Genomic DNA, 16,855 nt, shown 5'->3' with positions numbered 1-16,855 from the left:
GCAGGCTCGCTCCCACAGTTGCGGCCATACCTTAAGTGAACAGCATTGCGGCTTAGAGTGTCCACTCCAGGCCTAAAGCCACCGTCCTCGGTTCGCCCCAGAACACGCCGTTATAAAAGCCCACGTTTTCGTAGTACTTCTGATCGAGCAGGTTCTTGACGTTCAGCGAAGCGGAGACATGCTCGTCGAATTTGTAGCGGGCCATCAGATCGACCAGGGTGTAGGACTTTTGATTAATGTCTTCTTTGAAGGTGATCGGGTTGCCATCTGCGTTTTTCTCACCGGTAGGACGATTGGCTGCTCGGTAGATATCGCTTTGCCAGTTCACGGCGGCACCCACGGTCATGGCGTTCCATTCCCCCGGCAGGCGGTAGGTGCTCGAGACCTTGACCAGGTTCAATGGCGACGCGGTGTTCATGCGCTGGCCTGTGGCGTTGCGTGAGTGGGTATAGGTGTAACCGGCAACCATGTTCCAGTCACGCATGACCTCACCAGCCAGCTCGATTTCAAAGCCATTGATCTTGTTGCCCTTGCCTCCGGATTTGTAATATTCCTCGCCGTTGGGGCCGCGTGGCACTGAGTCGTCGATTTCCGGCACGTTGTCCTGTTTGCTCCAGAACACGGCCGTCGACAAGTTGAGGCGTTCTTGCAGGAAGCTGCCCTTGAGGCCCAGTTCGTAGTTACTGCCAACTACAGGTTCCAGGTATGAGCCCGAAACAGATTTTTCTTCGGAAGGATTGAAGATATCCGTGTAGCTCACATAAGCCGTGAAGTCTTCGGTGAAGTCATACAGAACGCCTGCATAGGGTGTGAGCATATCGTTGTGGGCTTGGGTGACTGTTTCTGCACCTAACTTGGCGTTTGAACTTTTCCAACTGCCATACCGAGTACCGAGAACCGCGTGCCACTTATCGGTCAGGTTAAAGCGTGTGGCCAGATAGCCGGATTTTTGCTTGATGGTGTCCCGGCTGCCCTCAATACCCGTATCAAAGTCCTGAAACGCGGGTGTTGAGCCCATGTCATTCCAGTTCGGGATGTTGCCATAGTCACCAGGGTTGAGATCAATCAGCAAGGGCGAAGTGTTGACGTTCTTCGCTTCGCCGTAACCCAGCATCAGGTCGTGGTCTCCCCCGAACAAGGGGTAAGTGCCCGAGATATTGACGTCGACGGCTGTCATGGTTTCGTCACCGGCGAAATGTTTGCTATAGGCCAACATGCCCGTCCCATCGGCATTAGGGAAACCGCCACCGGCGTAATACACCTTGCCCTCGGCGTCACTGGTGCGATGGGTATAGGCGGCTTTCAGCCGCCAGTCGTTGAACAGTTGCTGGTCAAGGGTGGCAAACGCGGTTTTGTCCTTCATCGGCCATGAGCTCCAGGGTGCAACCCAGTTGGTTGAGCGCCCAAGATGGGCTTTTTCGCCCGCACCGTTCCAGTAAGGCAGGGTGCCCCAGGATGACCCCTTGACCTGCTTGTCCTGATAATCGTAACCCACAGCCAAGGTAGTGGAGTCGGTCAGGTCCGCTTCCAAAATTCCGTAGGCCACTTCTCGTTTCAGGGCGTAGTTGTCGCGAAACGATTTGCTGTCGCGATAGGCAAGCACAGTGCGCCCGCGCAAACGGCCATCGAAGGCCAGCGGTCCGCCCACATCGACATAGCTGTAATAGTCATCGTAGCTGCCGCCCATGACGCCGGCCTTGGCCTGCAGCTCGTGGGTCGGGCGTTTGCGGATCATGTTGATGGTGCCCGACGGATCACCTGCGCCGGTGGTCAAACCGGTGGCTCCGCGCACGACTTCAATGCGGTCGTAGATGATGGTGTCAGCATCAGACTTCATAAAGCTGAAGGTGTTGAGCATCCCGTCAATCTGGAAGTTACGAATGGTATAGCCACGGGCGGAATAGGCGACCCGGTCCGAGTCGTTGTGCTGCACTACCACGCCGGTGGTATGGCGCATGGCCTCGGTAAGGGTGTTGAGGTTGAAGTCGTCCATCTCCTGGCGGGTGACGACCGAGATCGACTGCGGGGTTTCGCGAATGCTCAGGTTGAGTTTGGTCGCGGTGCTGGTCGAGCCCGTGGTGTAGGAACCACTGTTTTCGGTGGTTGCACCCAGGCCTTCGGCAGTGACACGGGTACTGCCCAACTCCAGCGAACGGGTGGTTTTTTCGGTGTCATCCAGTTCGGCATCTGCCAGTAATTGCGGGCTGACGACACTGCTGATAAGGCCGAGAGAAAGGGTAATGGAACGGGTTATGGGCGCGAGCATGGCTGCGGCTCCTTGTTATTGATCTGAAGTTGTCTAGTGCTTCAAACGAATAACAAGGGGACGAGTTAAGGCAAATGAGACTTATTGTTGTTTCTGGGTATGTGTAACGTTGAACTAAAACGTGCGGAGCGGTATTGGCGCCCCGCAGCGTTTTTTTATTGCGTGGCCACACTTCCCGGAGCAGGAGGTTTGGGTTTGATCAGGCTGAAGTCGATCAAGGCTTTTTGCGGGCGCGAGTAAGGATCGCCAATCAGTTGCGGGCGGGCGACAAACTGATCGCTGACCAGGCTCTTTTTATCGTCGAGCTCGTCGGCACTCAGGCCTGCCAGGTCTGTCCAGGTATGGATGAACTGCGAGCTGCTGTAAGGGCGGCTGAGGTCGCTGGCAAAATTCCAGGCATGGCTTTCACGCCATTTTGGCGAGGCCCAGGCCATAAACGGAATGGTGTACATCGGCGCGGTCGGTTTGGCTTCGTTACGCCCCAACGTGTTGTGGCCGACCGAATCGAACACGTCTTCGCCGTGGTCGGACAGGTACAGCAGGAAACCATTGGGATCGGTCTTGGCAAAGTCCTTGATCAGGCTTGATACCACAAAGTCGTTATACAAAACGGCGTTGTCGTAGCTGTTGTACGTAGGTACTTGATCATCGGTAAGGCCAGACGGTACACCGGTGCGGTCGACGAATTTTTCGAAGGTCGGCGGGTAACGGTACTGGTAGCTCATGTGGGTGCCGAGCAGGTGAATCACGATTAGCTTGCGCGGGGCACTGTCGGCAAGGATCTTGTTGAATGGCTCAAGTACATCGCCGTCGTACTGACGGGCGTTCTGGTTACGGTTGTTGTTGAGGTAGACCTGCTGGTCAGCCTGCTCGGAGAAAGTGGTGAGCATGGTGTTGCGCTTGGTCATGGTCTGCTGGTTGGTCACCCAGAAGGTCTTGTAACCGGCTTGCTTCATCACACTGACCAGTGACGGGGTGCTGAGGTACAGGTCAGGGTTTTCTTCGTCGGCAAACGTCAGCACTTGCTGCAGGGCTTCGATGGTGTAAGGACGTGGAGTCACGACGTTGTCGAAAATCGCCAGTTGATCGCGCAATTTGTCGAGGTTGGGTGTGGTTTCGCGAGGATAGCCATAAAGGCTCATGCGCTGGCGGTTGGTGGACTCGCCAATGACCAGAACCAGGGTGGTGGGTTTGCCGGCTTCAGTGTCCTTGAGGTTGGTCAGGGGTGGGATCTTGCTGGCGCTGGCAAGCATGCCTTGCATGTTGTCCAGTTGCTCAAGATAACGGCGATAAGCCACCACCATCTGCCATGGCACTGCTGGTTCGACACGGCTTTCGAAACTTTCCATGGCCGAGGCAAAGGTGTCGTGCTTGATGGTTTGCTTGATCAGCGGATAACCGACAACGGCCACCAGTATGGCGATTGCTGCGGTCCAGGCTTGCACGCGGGGCAGATACACCGGGCGCAGGCGAGTCCAGAGGAACACGGCAAAAGCGGTATGCGCCAGGAATGCCAGGACCATCCACCAGGCAAAGTACTGGGTCATGTATTCGCCAGCTTCGGAGATGTTCGATTCGAACATGATGAAGATGACGCTTTGTGAGAACTCTTGCTGATAGATAAAGAAGTAGCCAAGGCTGGCCATGGAGCATGCCCACAGAACGACGCCGATAACGGCAGCCATGACGCGGGTATGCTTGGGAAACATCAGCATCGGGGCCAGCCAGATGGCGCTCATCACAAAGGCTTGGCGAAACCCTGAAAACCCCGAGGTGCCCGTCAGCTGGATCAGCAGTTGGGTGATGCCGGAGAAATACCAGAAGAATAGAAACAGCCACCCAAGGGCCGCCCAGTCGAACCCCTTCGCAGATGTGTTACTGCGTTTAAACATCCCCATACAGCGCTCCAGCCGATAACTACTTGATTGGTTAGTGCCGTGTAGGCAGGCACAACACATGAGAACTGCATCAATGATGAGCAGTCGCAAAGTGTTTAAGTATTGCGAAGTGCATGTGAAAACTTTGTCACCAACAGTGGCGACTGTCGGGGCAGATCGGCTTGCTCAGGCGACCCTGAGGCTTGTAACTTTTGCAGTCTTTGCTGCTTCGTCCGTCTGTTGCATGTATTGAATCGGGTATATGTCCTTCAGCTTGTGCGAAACTATGCACCATGTGCCAGGACTGATCCTGGCCGAGCACCTTAAGCAATGCTGCACTAAGGTGCTTTAGACCTATTTTTTGTCGTTGGGAGCAACAGTACATGCAGTTGGGAATTATTGGATTGGGCCGTATGGGCGGGAATATCGCGCGGCGTCTGATGCTCAATGGGCATACAACCGTGGTTTTTGACCGCAATACCGACTTTGTAAGTGCTCTGGAACAGGAAGGCGCCACAGGCGTTGCCGATTTGCCAGCGCTGGTTGCAGGCCTGGCCAAACCTCGTGCTGTCTGGGTGATGCTGCCTTCCGGCGCGCCAACCGAAGAGACCATCGAGACCTTGAGCCAACTGCTCGACGCCGATGACATCATCATTGATGGCGGCAACACCTTCTACAAAGATGACATCCGTCGTTCGCAGTCGCTGGCCGAAAAGGGCCTGCAGTACGTTGACGTCGGTACATCGGGCGGCGTGTGGGGCCTGGAGCGCGGTTATTGCATGATGATCGGTGGAGACAGCGCTGTCGTGAAGCACCTGGACCCGCTGTTTGCAGCGCTGGCGCCGGGCATGGGTGATATCCCGCGCACCAAGGACCGTGTGTCTGACGATGATCGTGCCGAGCGTGGTTACATCCATGCAGGCCCAGCGGGTGCAGGCCATTTTGTGAAAATGGTTCACAACGGTATTGAGTACGGCTTGATGCAGGCTTTCGCCGAAGGTTTCAACCTGATGAAGATGAAGGGCGGTGAAAATCTGCCTGAAGATCAGCGTTTTGACCTGAACCTGGGTGATATCGCGGAAGTATGGCGTCGTGGCAGCGTGGTTTCGTCCTGGTTGCTGGACTTGACTGCCGACGCATTGGCCACTGATGAGCCGCTGGACGGTTACTCGGGCGCCGTGGCGGACAGCGGTGAAGGCCGTTGGACTATCGAAGCCGCTATGGAACAGTCGACGCCGGTGCCGGTGTTGTCGCAGGCCTTGTTTGCCCGCTACAGTTCGCGTCAGCAAAGCCTCTATGGCGACAAATTGTTGTCGGCCATGCGCTTTGGTTTCGGCGGCCATGTGGAGACGCCTAAAAAATGACCGATCTGTCCAGTAAACCCAACGTCAAGCCTGCGCCACCTACCACTCTGTTTTTGTTCGGGGCTCACGGTGATCTGGTAAAGCGCTTGCTGATGCCCGCGCTGTACAACTTGAGTCGTGACGGTTTACTGGATGATGGCCTGCGCATTGTGGGCGTCGACCACAATGCGATCAGCGATGAGGGTTTCGCCAAAAAGCTGGAAGACTTCATTCGAACTGAAGCCGCCAGCAAAGTGGATCATCCTGATGGCCAAGGCTTGAATGCCGATTTGTGGGCCTCGTTGGCGAAGAACATCAGCTACGTGCAGGGCGACTTTCTGGATGACAGCACCTACGGGGCGCTGGGGCAGAAAATCATCGCCAGTGGTACGGGCAATGCGGTGTTCTACCTGGCCACTGCACCCCGCTTTTTCAGCGAAGTCGTGCAGCGGTTGGGCGCCAGCGGGTTGCTCAAGGAAACCCCGGATGCATTTCGCCGGGTAGTCATTGAAAAACCTTTTGGCTCGGACGTGCAGACAGCGCAAGCATTGAATGAATGCCTGCTTGATGTCATGAGCGAGAAGCAGATCTATCGGATTGACCATTACCTGGGCAAGGAAACTGTCCAGAACATTTTGGTCAGCCGTTTCTCCAATGGGCTTTTTGAGGCCTTCTGGAACAATCATTACATTGACCATGTGCAGATCACGGCGGCAGAAACCGTTGGGGTCGAGACACGTGGCAGTTTTTACGAACACACCGGCGCTTTGCGCGACATGCTGCCAAATCATTTGTTTCAACTGCTGGCGATGGTGGCGATGGAGCCGCCCGCAGCGTTTGGGGCGGATGCGGTGCGCGGCGAAAAGGCCAAAGTCATTGGCGCGATTCGTCCCTGGTCCGAGGAAGATGCGCTGAAAAACTCTGTGCGCGGGCAGTACACCCAGGGTGAGTCCGGCGGCAAGCCGGTCGTGGGTTATCGCGAAGAGAACAACGTGGCGCCTGACAGCAATACCGAAACCTTTGTTGCGCTCAAGATAATGATCGATAACTGGCGCTGGGTCGGTGTGCCGTTTTATCTGCGTACCGGCAAACGCATGAGCGCGCGCGACACTGAAATCGCCATCTGCTTCAAACCGGCGCCTTATGCGCAATTCCGCGACACCGATGTCGAGCGGTTGCAGCCCAACTATTTGCGGATTCAGATTCAACCCAACGAAGGAATGTGGTTTGACCTTCAGGCCAAGCGTCCGGGCCCAGGCCTGAAAACAACCAATGTCGAGTTGGGGTTTGCCTACAAGGACTTCTTCGAGATGCAGCCGTCTACCGGCTACGAAACCTTGATTTATGACTGCCTGACCGGTGATCAGACATTGTTCCAGCGCGCGGACAATATCGAAAACGGCTGGCGTGGCGTGCAGCCTTTTCTGGATGCATGGCGTGAAAACACTGACGTGCAACCTTACAAGGCTGGCGAAGATGGCCCGCAGGCGGCTCAAGAACTGCTGGCTCGCGATGGTCGCGCCTGGCTCAACATAGGATGAGTGGCGTGAAGCAAGAACCCATCGAACTGGTGCTGTGCGACATGGATGGCACCTTGCTGTTGCCCGACCACACCATCAGCCCGCGCAACCTTGCGGCAGTCAAGGCACTGCAAGCGGCAGGCATTCATTTCACTCTGGCCACCGGCCGTCCGCCCAGAGCCATGCGCGAATTTATCAGGCAGTTGGGTATTGAGCTGCCTACAGCGGGCTTCAATGGTGGGGTTTTGGTCAACGCCGATGGCAGCTATCTGCAGTCCCACCACTTGCCGTACGAAGCGGTCCTCAAGACCCTCGCCTTGTTGGCTGAGCATGAAGTTGAAGTCTGGGTGTTCGCTGACGATGAGTGGCTGTTGCGCGATCCGTTAGGGCCGATGGTTGCCCACGAGCAGCAGGGCCTGGGTTATGCGCCGCTGGCGGTCGAGAGTTTTGAGCCCTATCTGCACCGGGTGGACAAGATCGTGGCCACCACCAGCAATGCGCCGCTGTTGGTGGAGCTTGAGCAACATTTGCAGTTGTTGTTGAGCGGGGAAGCGTCAGCCAGCCGTTCGCAGTCCCGTTATCTGGATATCACCGCCCTCAAGGCCAATAAAGGCGATGCTCTTGTCGCCTTGGCCGAGCATCTGGGCGTACCGCTTGAGCGGACGGTAGCAATCGGTGATGGCGGCAATGATCCGGCGATGTTTAATCGCGCCGGGTTGTCGATTGCAATGGGTCAGGCCGATGCGCAGATTCGCGAGCAAGCGATGCAGGTCACCGGCAGTAATGTTGCAGATGGCGTTGCTCAGGCGATTGAGCGCTTTATTCTGCCGCGCTGAAGTTTTTCATGTAGGTCATTTTGTCCGTAACTTGGCGTAATCGCGGCCTGCCTGGGGCCTGCAAGGCTTGTTATAGTCCGCCGTTCATTGACCGGCGGCAGCGCCCTACAAAGGATTCAGGTTATGTCCGACTACCAGGCTTTTCAGGTTGAGCTAAAAGGCAGCATCGCCCACGTTCAGATCAACCGGCCTGAAAAGGTCAACGCGATGAATGCGGCGTTCTGGACCGAAATCATCGAGATATTCCAGTGGATTGATGAAACCGACGCCGTGCGGGTTGTGGTGCTCAGTGGTGCAGGCAAGCATTTTTCCGCCGGTATTGACCTGATGCTCCTGGCCTCGGTGGCCAATGAGATGGGCAAGGATGTGGGGCGCAATGCCCGCTTGCTACGACGCAAGATCCTGCAAATGCAGGCCTCGTTTACTGCCGTGGACCAGTGTCGAAAACCTGTACTGGCCGCCATTCAGGGTTACTGCCTGGGGGGTGCGATCGATCTGATAGCCGCCTGCGACATGCGCTACGCCGCCGCGGACGCGCAGTTCTCGATCAAGGAAATCGACATGGGCATGGCCGCGGATGTGGGCACTCTGCAGCGACTGCCGCGCATCATCGGTGATGGCATGCTCCGTGAGCTGGCTTACACCGGCCGGATGGTCGCGGCGGATGAAGCCCGCACGATCGGTTTGGTGAACCGGGTCTACAGTGATCAACAGGCGTTGCTTGACGGCGTTATGGCGATTGCCGATGAAATCGCCGGCAAGTCCCCCATCGCTATTGCGGGAACCAAGCGGATGATCAGCTATATGCGTGATCACAGTGTGGATGACGGTCTGGAATATGTCGCGACATGGAACGCAGCGATGCTGCAATCCAGCGACCTGCGTTTGGCGATGGCGGCGCACATGACCAAGCAAAAACCCGAGTTTGTGGATTGACGACTTTGTAACCTGAGCAAGGATCATTTAATGGCACCGCGTTGGATCACGGCAGTACTGGATACAGACCTACCTGGCGGCTGGGCCGTGGCGCGCGGCCCCGACGGCTTTTTGATTGACGGCAACGGCCCGTTGTTTCCCCGCAACTGGCTCAAGCGTCAGGACCTGCCGGTGCTGGCCGAGCATGGCATCGGCCACCTGGACGGTGAACCGGTGTATCTGCTGGAGCTGGATCGTGCAGCGCACGTTGAGGGTTGTGAATGGCAGGGCTTGCGCGCATTTATGCTGGGTGACGATCACACCCTGTACAAGGTGCTCGGCTATGCCGCGCAAATTGGCACCTGGGCTCGCGAGCATCGTTTTTGCGGTAGCTGCGGTCAGGCAATGACGCAGGTGCCAAGGGAGCGTGCGATGCATTGCGCAACCTGCGACTTGCGCAGTTACCCGCGTATCTCGCCGAGCATGATTGTGTTGATTACCCGGGGCGATGAGGTATTGCTGGCCCGTTCACCGCGCTTTGTGCCAGGGGTCTACAGCACCTTGGCAGGGTTCGCCGAACCGGGAGAATCCGCCGAGGATTGCCTGATTCGTGAAGTCCGTGAAGAGGTGCAGGTCGAGGTCAGAAACATCCAGTATGTGGGCAGCCAGTGCTGGCCGTTTCCGCATTCGATGATGCTGGGTTTTCACGCTGAATATGCAGGGGGTGAAATCGTGCCCCAGGCCGATGAGATAGAAGATGCGCAGTGGTTCAATGTGCACCAGCTACCGCCGTTGCCAGCGTCGCGCTCAATCGCGCGCTATCTCATCGACTTGTATGTGGCAAAACGCTTAGGCCATGCCGAACCAGTGCTGCCAAGCTAGGCGCACGGTCAAACCCAGCACTACGGTGATAAACACCGGGCGTATAAATTTGGCCCCGCCGCTGATCGCGCTGCGGGCGCCAAAGAAGGCGCCGATCATGACGGCGAAACCCATGGTCAGGCCGATCACCCAGTCCACGTGGCCGGAGAAGATAAACACCGACAGCGCCGCGATATTACTTACGAAGTTCATGCTGCGGGCCACGCCACTGGCCTTCACCAGGTCGATCGGGTACATCAGCATGCTGCTGACGGTCCAGAACGCGCCTGTTCCTGGCCCTGCCACGCCATCATAGAAACCCAGGCCAAAACCTAGCGGCAACTGCCACTTCTTTTTGATCGGCGCATCGTTGTCGATCGGGGTTTTGGGCGTACCGCCAAACAGCAGGTAGAGCCCGCAGCCGAAAACAATCACCGGCAGCATTTTGTTCAGCCAGTCGGCGGGCATGTAGTGGGCGGTGGTTGCACCGATCAGGCCGCCTGCGAGAGTGCCGAAGATGGCCAGCTTCCACTCCCGGGGGTGGAACAGCTTGCGTCGGTAAAAGGTGAGGCTCGCCGTGGCCGCGCCGAATGTCGAGCTGAGCTTGTTGGTGCCCAGCACCAGATGTGGCGGCAGGCCTGCGGTGAGCAGGGCGGGGGTGGTGAGCAAGCCTCCGCCGCCGGCAATGGCGTCGATAAATCCGGCAACAAAAGCCACGAGAGCCAGAATGGCGAGGGTGGTCAAATCTACGCTGAGTTCAAAAGGCATGGGATCGACTTAATTCGGCAGGACGTACAGCGCAGACGCGCGGGAAGGGCGTCATCTTACCGATAAGCGTGAACAGCGGCGATAGGCCTTTTGTGGTGGGGCGGTTCAATAGACATCGCGCTGATTGCCCGACGGTACTTGGAGCGGTGCTGCAAACCGCTCTGTGCTGTTGTCAGGCAATTGCTGATGGTGTGCGAGTGTTATCAATAGGCGAGGGCATCGGCTTCCACTCGCCGGGTGTTGACTGACAGTGCTCCGAGCTTGATCAGGCGTGTGCGCGTGACGTTACGACTCAAACCCAGCAGCTTGGCAGTGTGTACCTGATTGTGATGGCAAAACTCATAGGCGCTGCGTAGCAGGGCGTCTTCCACGGTTTCATGCAAGGCTCCTGGTTCTTCTTCGAACAGTTCTCGAAATGCGCGCTGCAACAAGTCCCGGGTAGTGTGCGTGGCGGACTGCTGTGCAGAGCAGTCCGGGCGCCTGCTGCGTAACTGGGACAAACGCAGATCTTGCACCGTGATGGTTTGATTGCGGCACAGGAGCAGGCTGTGGTGCACAACGTTTTCCAGTTCGCGAATATTGCCCTGCCAAGGGTGGCTGATCAGTGCCTCTTCAGCGCACGGGCTCAGGGCTGTCGGTCCGTGCGGTAGCCGTTGGCGGTAGATTTTAAGAAAGTGCTTGGCCAGCGGCAGTATGTCGCCAGGGCGTTCGCGCAATGGGAGCAGCGCGAGGCTAACCACATTGAGGCGGTAATACAGGTCCTCTCGGAAATGGCCAGCGTCGATGGCTTGTTCCAGATTGACGTTGGTTGCGGCCAGCACGCGAACGTTGATCGGTGTGCTTTTGCGTGAGCCCAGCCGCACGACTTCTTGTTCTTGCAGGACGCGCAGCAGCTTTACCTGGATGGTCAACGGCAAGTCGCCGATTTCATCCAAAAACAAGGTGCCGCCATCGGCCTCCTCAAACCAGCCGGCCTTGGCGGTCAGCGCACCTGTGAACGCGCCCTTTTCATGGCCGAACAGTTCGGCTTCGACCAGTGACTCGGCAAATGCTCCGCAGTTAACGGCCACAAAAGGCTGCTGGTGGCGATGGCTGAGTTGGTGAATATGCCGGGCGACCAGTTCCTTGCCCGTACCGGTCTCGCCAATGATCAGCACACTGGCGTCACTGGGGGCTATTTGTTGCAGGTGCGCCAGCAGGTCTTTGGACGCAGGGTCTTCAAAAACCTGGGCCGTGGCGCGTATTGACGTGGCCAGTGCCGGGGTGGCAGGTAATGTTAAAAGCTGCATTGACAGCTCCTTTTAACAGGGGCTCTGCCCACAAAAGGAAAGCCGAAGGCTGCTTTATAAAGTTATTTTGATATTCCGTAAACTAACCTAATTCCATATTTATATATCGATATTGCATATCAGACTTGCGTCAGCACCTGTTTTTAGCGCCTTATAAGACCTTGCTTCCCAGATGGTCTGACTTTGGGATTTTTCCTACGTATTTTGTTCCGGAAACACCTTTTTTCGCCTGACTCAATCGGGTATTTCTTACAGCCGCCTTTTCATGCGGCTTCACTATTCTGATATCAAGCACTGCCTGATTCCAGAACGCGCTCAGTGGGTTTGGACAATGAACAAGCGACCTATTTATTTCGATTACGCTGCCACCACGCCTGTGGACGCCCGTGTCATTCAGGTGATGGTCGATTGCCTGGGCTTTGAAGGTAATTTTGGTAACCCGGCTTCGGGCTCTCATGTCTTTGGCCAGCAAGCCCGATCTGCAGTAGAGCTGGCACGTGAACAGGTAGCGCAACTGATTAATGCAAGGCCCGAGCAGATTATCTGGACCTCGGGCGCCACCGAGTCCAACAACCTGGCGTTAAAAGGTGTGGCTCAGGCCAGTGGCCAGTCGCATGGGCATATCATCACCAGCCAGATTGAGCATAAGGCGGTGCTGGATACGGCACGTTTTTTACAGAATTCGGGCTTTGAGGTGACCTATCTGGCACCCGATGCCAATGGGCTTGTAAGTGCTGAACAGGTCAGTGCTGCGCTGCGTGAAGATACGCTGCTGGTTTCGTTGATGCTGGTCAACAATGAACTGGGTACGGTCAATGACATCCCGGGTATTGGTCGGCGGGTGCGCGAGCATGGTGCGTTGTTTCATGTTGATGCCGCGCAAGGCGCGGGCAAGATCGCCATCGATCTGGATGAGTGGGCGGTAGATCTGATGTCGTTTTCCGGGCACAAGATCTATGGCCCCAAAGGGATCGGTGCCTTGTATGTGGGGGCGCGAGCCCAGGACCGGCTGCAGGCGCAGATTCATGGCGGCGGACACGAGTCTGGCTTGCGTTCAGGAACCCTGGCCACGCACCAGATCGCAGGCATGGGCGCAGCATTTGCGCTGGCCAGTCAGGAATTTATTCAGGAGCTGGCTCATATCGGCCACTTGCGTGAGCGTTTGCTCGAGCAACTGGCTGATGTGCCGGGGCTGCAGTGTAATGGTTGTCCGACACAGCGCATTCCCCACACCTTGAGCCTGACCTTTAGCGAAGGGCTCTTCAACAGTGCGGCCTTGAGTGCTGCGCTGGCATACTCGGCAACGTCGGCATGCAACTCGGCCAGCAATGCGCCGTCCCACGTGCTGCTGGCATTGGGGCATGATGCAGATAAGGCGAGCCGAACGATTCGTTTGAGTCTTGGCCGTTTCACCCGCGAGCAGGATATAGATGTTGCAGTGAAGGCGATCAAGGCTTCTGTCGCTGCGCCCGCACCTTTTTGGGCGGTTGCCCAACCTTAGTGGCTGATCCATCATCATTGGCAACCAATAATAATTACCAGTGGCAAGCAGGAGACAGAATGAGCACTCAGTTGTTGAATTCGGAGTCGGTGGTGGAGCGCTTGGCGCGCACCCGTGCGTTGATGAGCCAGAATGGTATTTTCGCGCTTCTGGTGCCGTCGGCCGATCCCCATCTCTCGGAGTACTTGCCCGCGTATTGGCAGGGTCGCCAGTGGCTGTCAGGCTTTCATGGTTCTGTCGGAACCCTGATTGTGACTCCAACTTTTGCCGGGCTCTGGGCGGACAGCCGTTACTGGGAGCAAGCGAGCAAAGAGCTGAGTGGCAGCACCATCGAGCTCGTCAAGCTGGTGCCCGGCCAGCCCGGCCCTCTGGAGTGGTTGGCTGAGCAAGCGCCTGAGGGCGCAACGGTTTCGGTTGATGGCGCCGTTCTCGCGTTGGCCTCGGCGCGAACACTTGAAAGCAGGCTCAAGCAGCGCGGTGCAGTCCTGCGTACTGATATCGATCTGCTAAATCTGGTTTGGGAAAACCGTCCGGCACTTCCGGTGCAGCCGGTTTATGAGCACTTGCCACCGCAAGCGACAGTCAGCCGCGTTGAAAAGCTGGTGCAGTTGCGCGAGACCCTAACGCAGCGCAAGGCCGATGCACATTTCATTGCAACCCTGGATGACATTGCTTGGTTGTTTAACCTGCGTGGTTCGGATGTCTCCTTTAATCCAGTGTTCGTATCGTTTGCCATAATCGAGCAAGTGCGGGCAACCTTGTTCCTGGATCTGAATAAAGTCGGTGCACAACTGCGAGAGAGGCTTGAGGGGGAGGGTGTTGAGCTGTGTGATTACACTGAGGTCAACGCGGCTCTGGCGTCCTTGCCTGCTGCAACCCGTTTGCTGGTCGATCCCGCGCGCGTGACCTGTGGGCTGCTTGGCCATTTGCAGCCTGAAGTAAAACTGGTCGAAGGCCTGAACCCAACCACCCTGGCCAAGTCACAAAAGAGTCTTGATGACGCGGTCCATATTCGTCAGGCCATGGAGCAGGATGGCGCTGCCCTCTGTGAGTTTTTTGCTTGGCTTGAAACAGCTCTTGGGCGTGAGCGCATCACTGAATTGACGATTGATGAGCAACTGACCGCTGCTCGTGCCCGCCGCCCCGGCTTTGTATCGCTGAGCTTCAACACTATCGCCGCGTTCAATGCCAATGGTGCAATGCCGCATTACCACGCAACCGAGCAAGAGCATGCGGTGATCGAGGGCGACGGCTTGTTGTTGATCGACTCTGGTGGACAGTACCTTGGAGGCACAACTGATATCACGCGCATGGTTCCAGTGGGTACGCCAACGCCAGAGCAGAAGCGCGACTGTACCCGTGTACTTAAAGGTGTAATCGCTCTGTCCAGGGCTCAATTCCCGAAAGGAATCCTGTCACCCTTGCTGGACTCGATTGCACGGGCGCCGATTTGGGCTGAGAGCGTCGATTACGGGCATGGCACAGGACATGGCGTCGGCTATTTCCTCAATGTGCATGAAGGCCCACAGGTTATTGCCTATCAGGCTGCACCTGCACCGCATACGGCGATGCAAGTGGGGATGATTACCTCGATTGAGCCCGGGACATATCGTCCGGGTCGCTGGGGGGTGAGGATCGAGAACCTGGTGCTGAACCGTGAGGCAGGGACTTCAGAGTTTGGGGTGTTTCTGAAGTTTGAAACTCTGACGCTGTGCCCGATTGACACTCGCTGCCTGGAGCCTTCGTTGCTGACGCGTGAGGAGCTGGACTGGTTTGATGCTTATCATGCACAGGTTCGCGAGCGCTTGAGTCCGCTGCTTGCGGGGGCCGCTCTCGAGTGGTTGCTGGTTCGCACTGAGCCATTTTCGATCACTGGCTGATGTCTATGCCCTGCAGTCGGCCTGGTCGACTGCTGGGCATTATTATGGCGCGGGTCGCTACTTGCAGATAACGATCATGCTGCGACTGGTATAACCGGCCGGGTTCAAGCCGAACGGGTAATCTCCCGGTTCTTCGGCGGCATCCCCCGATTTGGCGACCACTCGGTATCCCTTGCTGCCACAGGACTTGACGGCTTTGTCGTAGCACTTGTTCCAGGATGAGGACAATCCAGAGCAATTGATATGCAAGCCTCGTTTGCCATGCTTGACGGCTGTTTCTGAGGTTGCAGCGCAGCCGGTTAAGGCGAGCACGGCTAAAGCTACCAAAATTCGTTTCATTCCTGTCCTTAAGCGTTTGCGTCGGATTTACGGGATGCGGGTATCGGTGACTATGAATCGATTGCTCCGATGGGAATTCTCATCCGGAATCGGTTCAAGTGACAAACATCCCTTAAACGAGAGTCAATTACCAGAACTCTGTCAAATAGCTGCCTTCTTGTCAGCAATGATAGGTTTTGAGTGGTTACGCATCGTTAAAGTCGCACCGATTGAAGCCAGAATGATGCAAGAAATGGCCATCCATTGGGTGAATGACAGTACCTCATTAAGAAACAGCAGGCCCGACAGTGCGCCAAAGGCGGGTTCTATGCTCATGAGGGTGCCGAATGTGCGGGTGGGGATGCGCGTTAGAGCGATCATCTCCAGTGTGTAAGGCACAGCGGTCGACAATAGCGCTACACCAATGGCTATGGGGATGATGCCCGGTGTCAGTAGTGCTGCTCCTGCGTGGTAAACGCCAATAGGCGCGAAAAACAAGGCTGCAATGATCACCCCTAGGGCCGCTGTCTGTACTCCGTTGTCAGCACCGGCCCTCTGGCCATAAAGAATGTACAGCGCCCAGCAGACCCCGGCGCTTAATGCATAGCCGGCACCAACGGGATCTATTCCTTGAGCGCTTTCACCAATCGGTATGAGCAGTAGCAGCCCTGTAATGGCCAGACCTATCCATATAAAGTCGATTGGTCTGCGGGAGCTATAAATAGCTACCGCCAATGGCCCCGTAAACTCCAGGGCAACAGCAATGCCCAGCGGAACGCTGCGCAGTGACATATAGAAGAGGAAGTTCATTCCTCCCAGGGCTATCCCATAAACAATCACGGTCTTCAGGGATGTCGCAGTGAGCTTGGCTCGCCACGGGCGCAGTATCAGCAGCATGATAAGGCTGGCGAAGGTAAGGCGCAGGCTGGTTGTTCCTTGGGCACCGATAATGGGGAACATGCTTTTTGCCAGCGATGCGCCAGATTGTATCGAGGCCATGGCGATAAGCAGCAGGCCGACAGGGAATAGCGTCGATAAGAGGCTATGAGGGAGCTTTGTCATTACAGAGAGTGCCTGGGGTATGGGGCCTAGAGGTCAGGCATCATGCTTAAGTAATGCCGAATGTGCAATATACTGCGCACTTATCCGGTTTTCGCTATCTATAGAGCTGCTTCGGTCAATAGTTTGGGTTAATGCTTGACTTGGAATTCTAACGGCCTATAATTCGCCCACTTCCGGCGCAGTCGAAACGGAAAACTCCTTGAGTTTCAATGAGTTGGATTGGTTTTCGGCAGTGTCAGCTTCAAGTCATCGAAGCAGGAAATGAGGTGTTGACAGCAGCGTGTAACGCTGTAGAATTCGCCTCCCGCTAACGAGAGATCGAAAGCGCAAGTGGTTGATGTTACAGAGGAAACTTTGAAAACATCTTAAAATAACCGCTTGACAGCAACAGAGGCTGCTGTAGAATGCGCGCCTCGGTT

General features: G+C 56.2%; 13 protein-coding genes. 7 read left to right on the top strand and 6 right to left on the bottom strand.

Annotated features, from left to right (window positions below):
• Positions 1-52 precede the first annotated feature (52 nt).
• Both N7D90_RS16960 and N7D90_RS16955 read right to left on the bottom strand, forming a co-directional pair.
• Positions 53-2,266 carry a TonB-dependent siderophore receptor gene (locus N7D90_RS16960; RefSeq protein ID WP_261739089.1) on the bottom strand — a complete coding sequence of 738 codons (2,214 nt, stop codon included), beginning with the start codon at positions 2,264-2,266 and terminating at the stop codon, positions 53-55.
• A gap of 155 nt (positions 2,267-2,421) precedes the next feature.
• Complete coding sequence (locus tag N7D90_RS16955; RefSeq protein ID WP_261739088.1) at positions 2,422-4,164, bottom strand: phosphoethanolamine transferase CptA; 1,743 nt, start codon at positions 4,162-4,164, stop codon at positions 2,422-2,424.
• Positions 4,165-4,526: 362 nt separating this feature from the next.
• Between N7D90_RS16955 and gnd the strand changes: the two genes are divergently transcribed.
• The 5 genes from gnd (at position 4,527) to nudC (ending at position 9,639) form a co-directional block, all read left to right on the top strand.
• Positions 4,527-5,507 (top strand): phosphogluconate dehydrogenase (NAD(+)-dependent, decarboxylating), encoded by a 981-nt coding sequence (gnd, locus tag N7D90_RS16950; RefSeq protein WP_261739087.1) that lies wholly within the window; start codon positions 4,527-4,529, stop codon positions 5,505-5,507.
• On the top strand, positions 5,504-7,027 hold the full coding sequence (zwf, locus tag N7D90_RS16945; RefSeq protein ID WP_261739086.1) for a glucose-6-phosphate dehydrogenase: 1,524 nt from the start codon (positions 5,504-5,506) through the stop codon (positions 7,025-7,027). Before gnd ends, zwf begins: the two co-directional genes overlap by 4 nt.
• Complete coding sequence (locus N7D90_RS16940) at positions 7,024-7,842, top strand: Cof-type HAD-IIB family hydrolase (RefSeq protein ID WP_261739085.1); 819 nt, start codon at positions 7,024-7,026, stop codon at positions 7,840-7,842. The genes zwf and N7D90_RS16940 overlap by 4 nt, the downstream gene beginning before the upstream one ends.
• 123 nt (positions 7,843-7,965) lie before the next feature.
• Positions 7,966-8,778: a crotonase/enoyl-CoA hydratase family protein gene (locus N7D90_RS16935; RefSeq protein WP_261739084.1), complete on the top strand. Its 813-nt coding sequence runs from the start codon at positions 7,966-7,968 to the stop codon at positions 8,776-8,778.
• Positions 8,779-8,808: 30 nt separating this feature from the next.
• Entirely contained in the window at positions 8,809-9,639 is an 831-nt protein-coding gene (gene nudC, locus N7D90_RS16930; protein ID WP_261739083.1) for an NAD(+) diphosphatase, read from the top strand.
• Here nudC and N7D90_RS16925 read toward each other — a convergent pair.
• Both N7D90_RS16925 and N7D90_RS16920 read right to left on the bottom strand, forming a co-directional pair.
• A complete protein-coding gene (locus N7D90_RS16925; RefSeq protein WP_261739082.1) occupies positions 9,607-10,386 on the bottom strand; it encodes a TSUP family transporter in 780 nt (259 codons plus the stop codon). The two genes, nudC and N7D90_RS16925, sit on opposite strands and share 33 nt — an antisense overlap.
• 203 nt (positions 10,387-10,589) lie before the next feature.
• On the bottom strand, positions 10,590-11,675 hold the full coding sequence (locus tag N7D90_RS16920; RefSeq protein ID WP_261739081.1) for a sigma-54 interaction domain-containing protein: 1,086 nt from the start codon (positions 11,673-11,675) through the stop codon (positions 10,590-10,592).
• Positions 11,676-12,006: 331 nt separating this feature from the next.
• On the opposite strand from N7D90_RS16920, the gene N7D90_RS16915 reads away from it, so the two are divergent.
• Together N7D90_RS16915 and N7D90_RS16910 are read left to right on the top strand one after the other, a co-directional pair.
• Entirely contained in the window at positions 12,007-13,176 is a 1,170-nt protein-coding gene (locus N7D90_RS16915; protein WP_261739080.1) for a cysteine desulfurase family protein, read from the top strand.
• Between the two features lie 59 nt (positions 13,177-13,235).
• The gene (locus N7D90_RS16910) at positions 13,236-15,056 is read left to right on the top strand and encodes an aminopeptidase P family protein (protein WP_261739079.1); all 1,821 of its coding nucleotides are present in this window, start codon (positions 13,236-13,238) and stop codon (positions 15,054-15,056) included.
• A 57-nt stretch (positions 15,057-15,113) separates the two neighbouring features.
• Here N7D90_RS16910 and N7D90_RS16905 read toward each other — a convergent pair whose 3' ends face one another.
• Positions 15,114-15,395: a hypothetical protein gene (locus tag N7D90_RS16905; RefSeq protein ID WP_261739078.1), complete on the bottom strand. Its 282-nt coding sequence runs from the start codon at positions 15,393-15,395 to the stop codon at positions 15,114-15,116.
• Between the two features lie 141 nt (positions 15,396-15,536).
• Entirely contained in the window at positions 15,537-16,436 is a 900-nt protein-coding gene (gene rhtA, locus N7D90_RS16900; protein ID WP_261739077.1) for a threonine/homoserine exporter RhtA, read from the bottom strand.
• Positions 16,437-16,855: the final 419 nt, after the last annotated feature.

This window comes from Pseudomonas fragi, from assembly GCF_025426255.1.
Lineage (GTDB): Bacteria > Pseudomonadota > Gammaproteobacteria > Pseudomonadales > Pseudomonadaceae > Aquipseudomonas > Aquipseudomonas kulmbachensis.
Note: the sequence above shows the minus strand (reverse complement) of the source record. Positions and strands in the feature narration are given on the sequence as shown.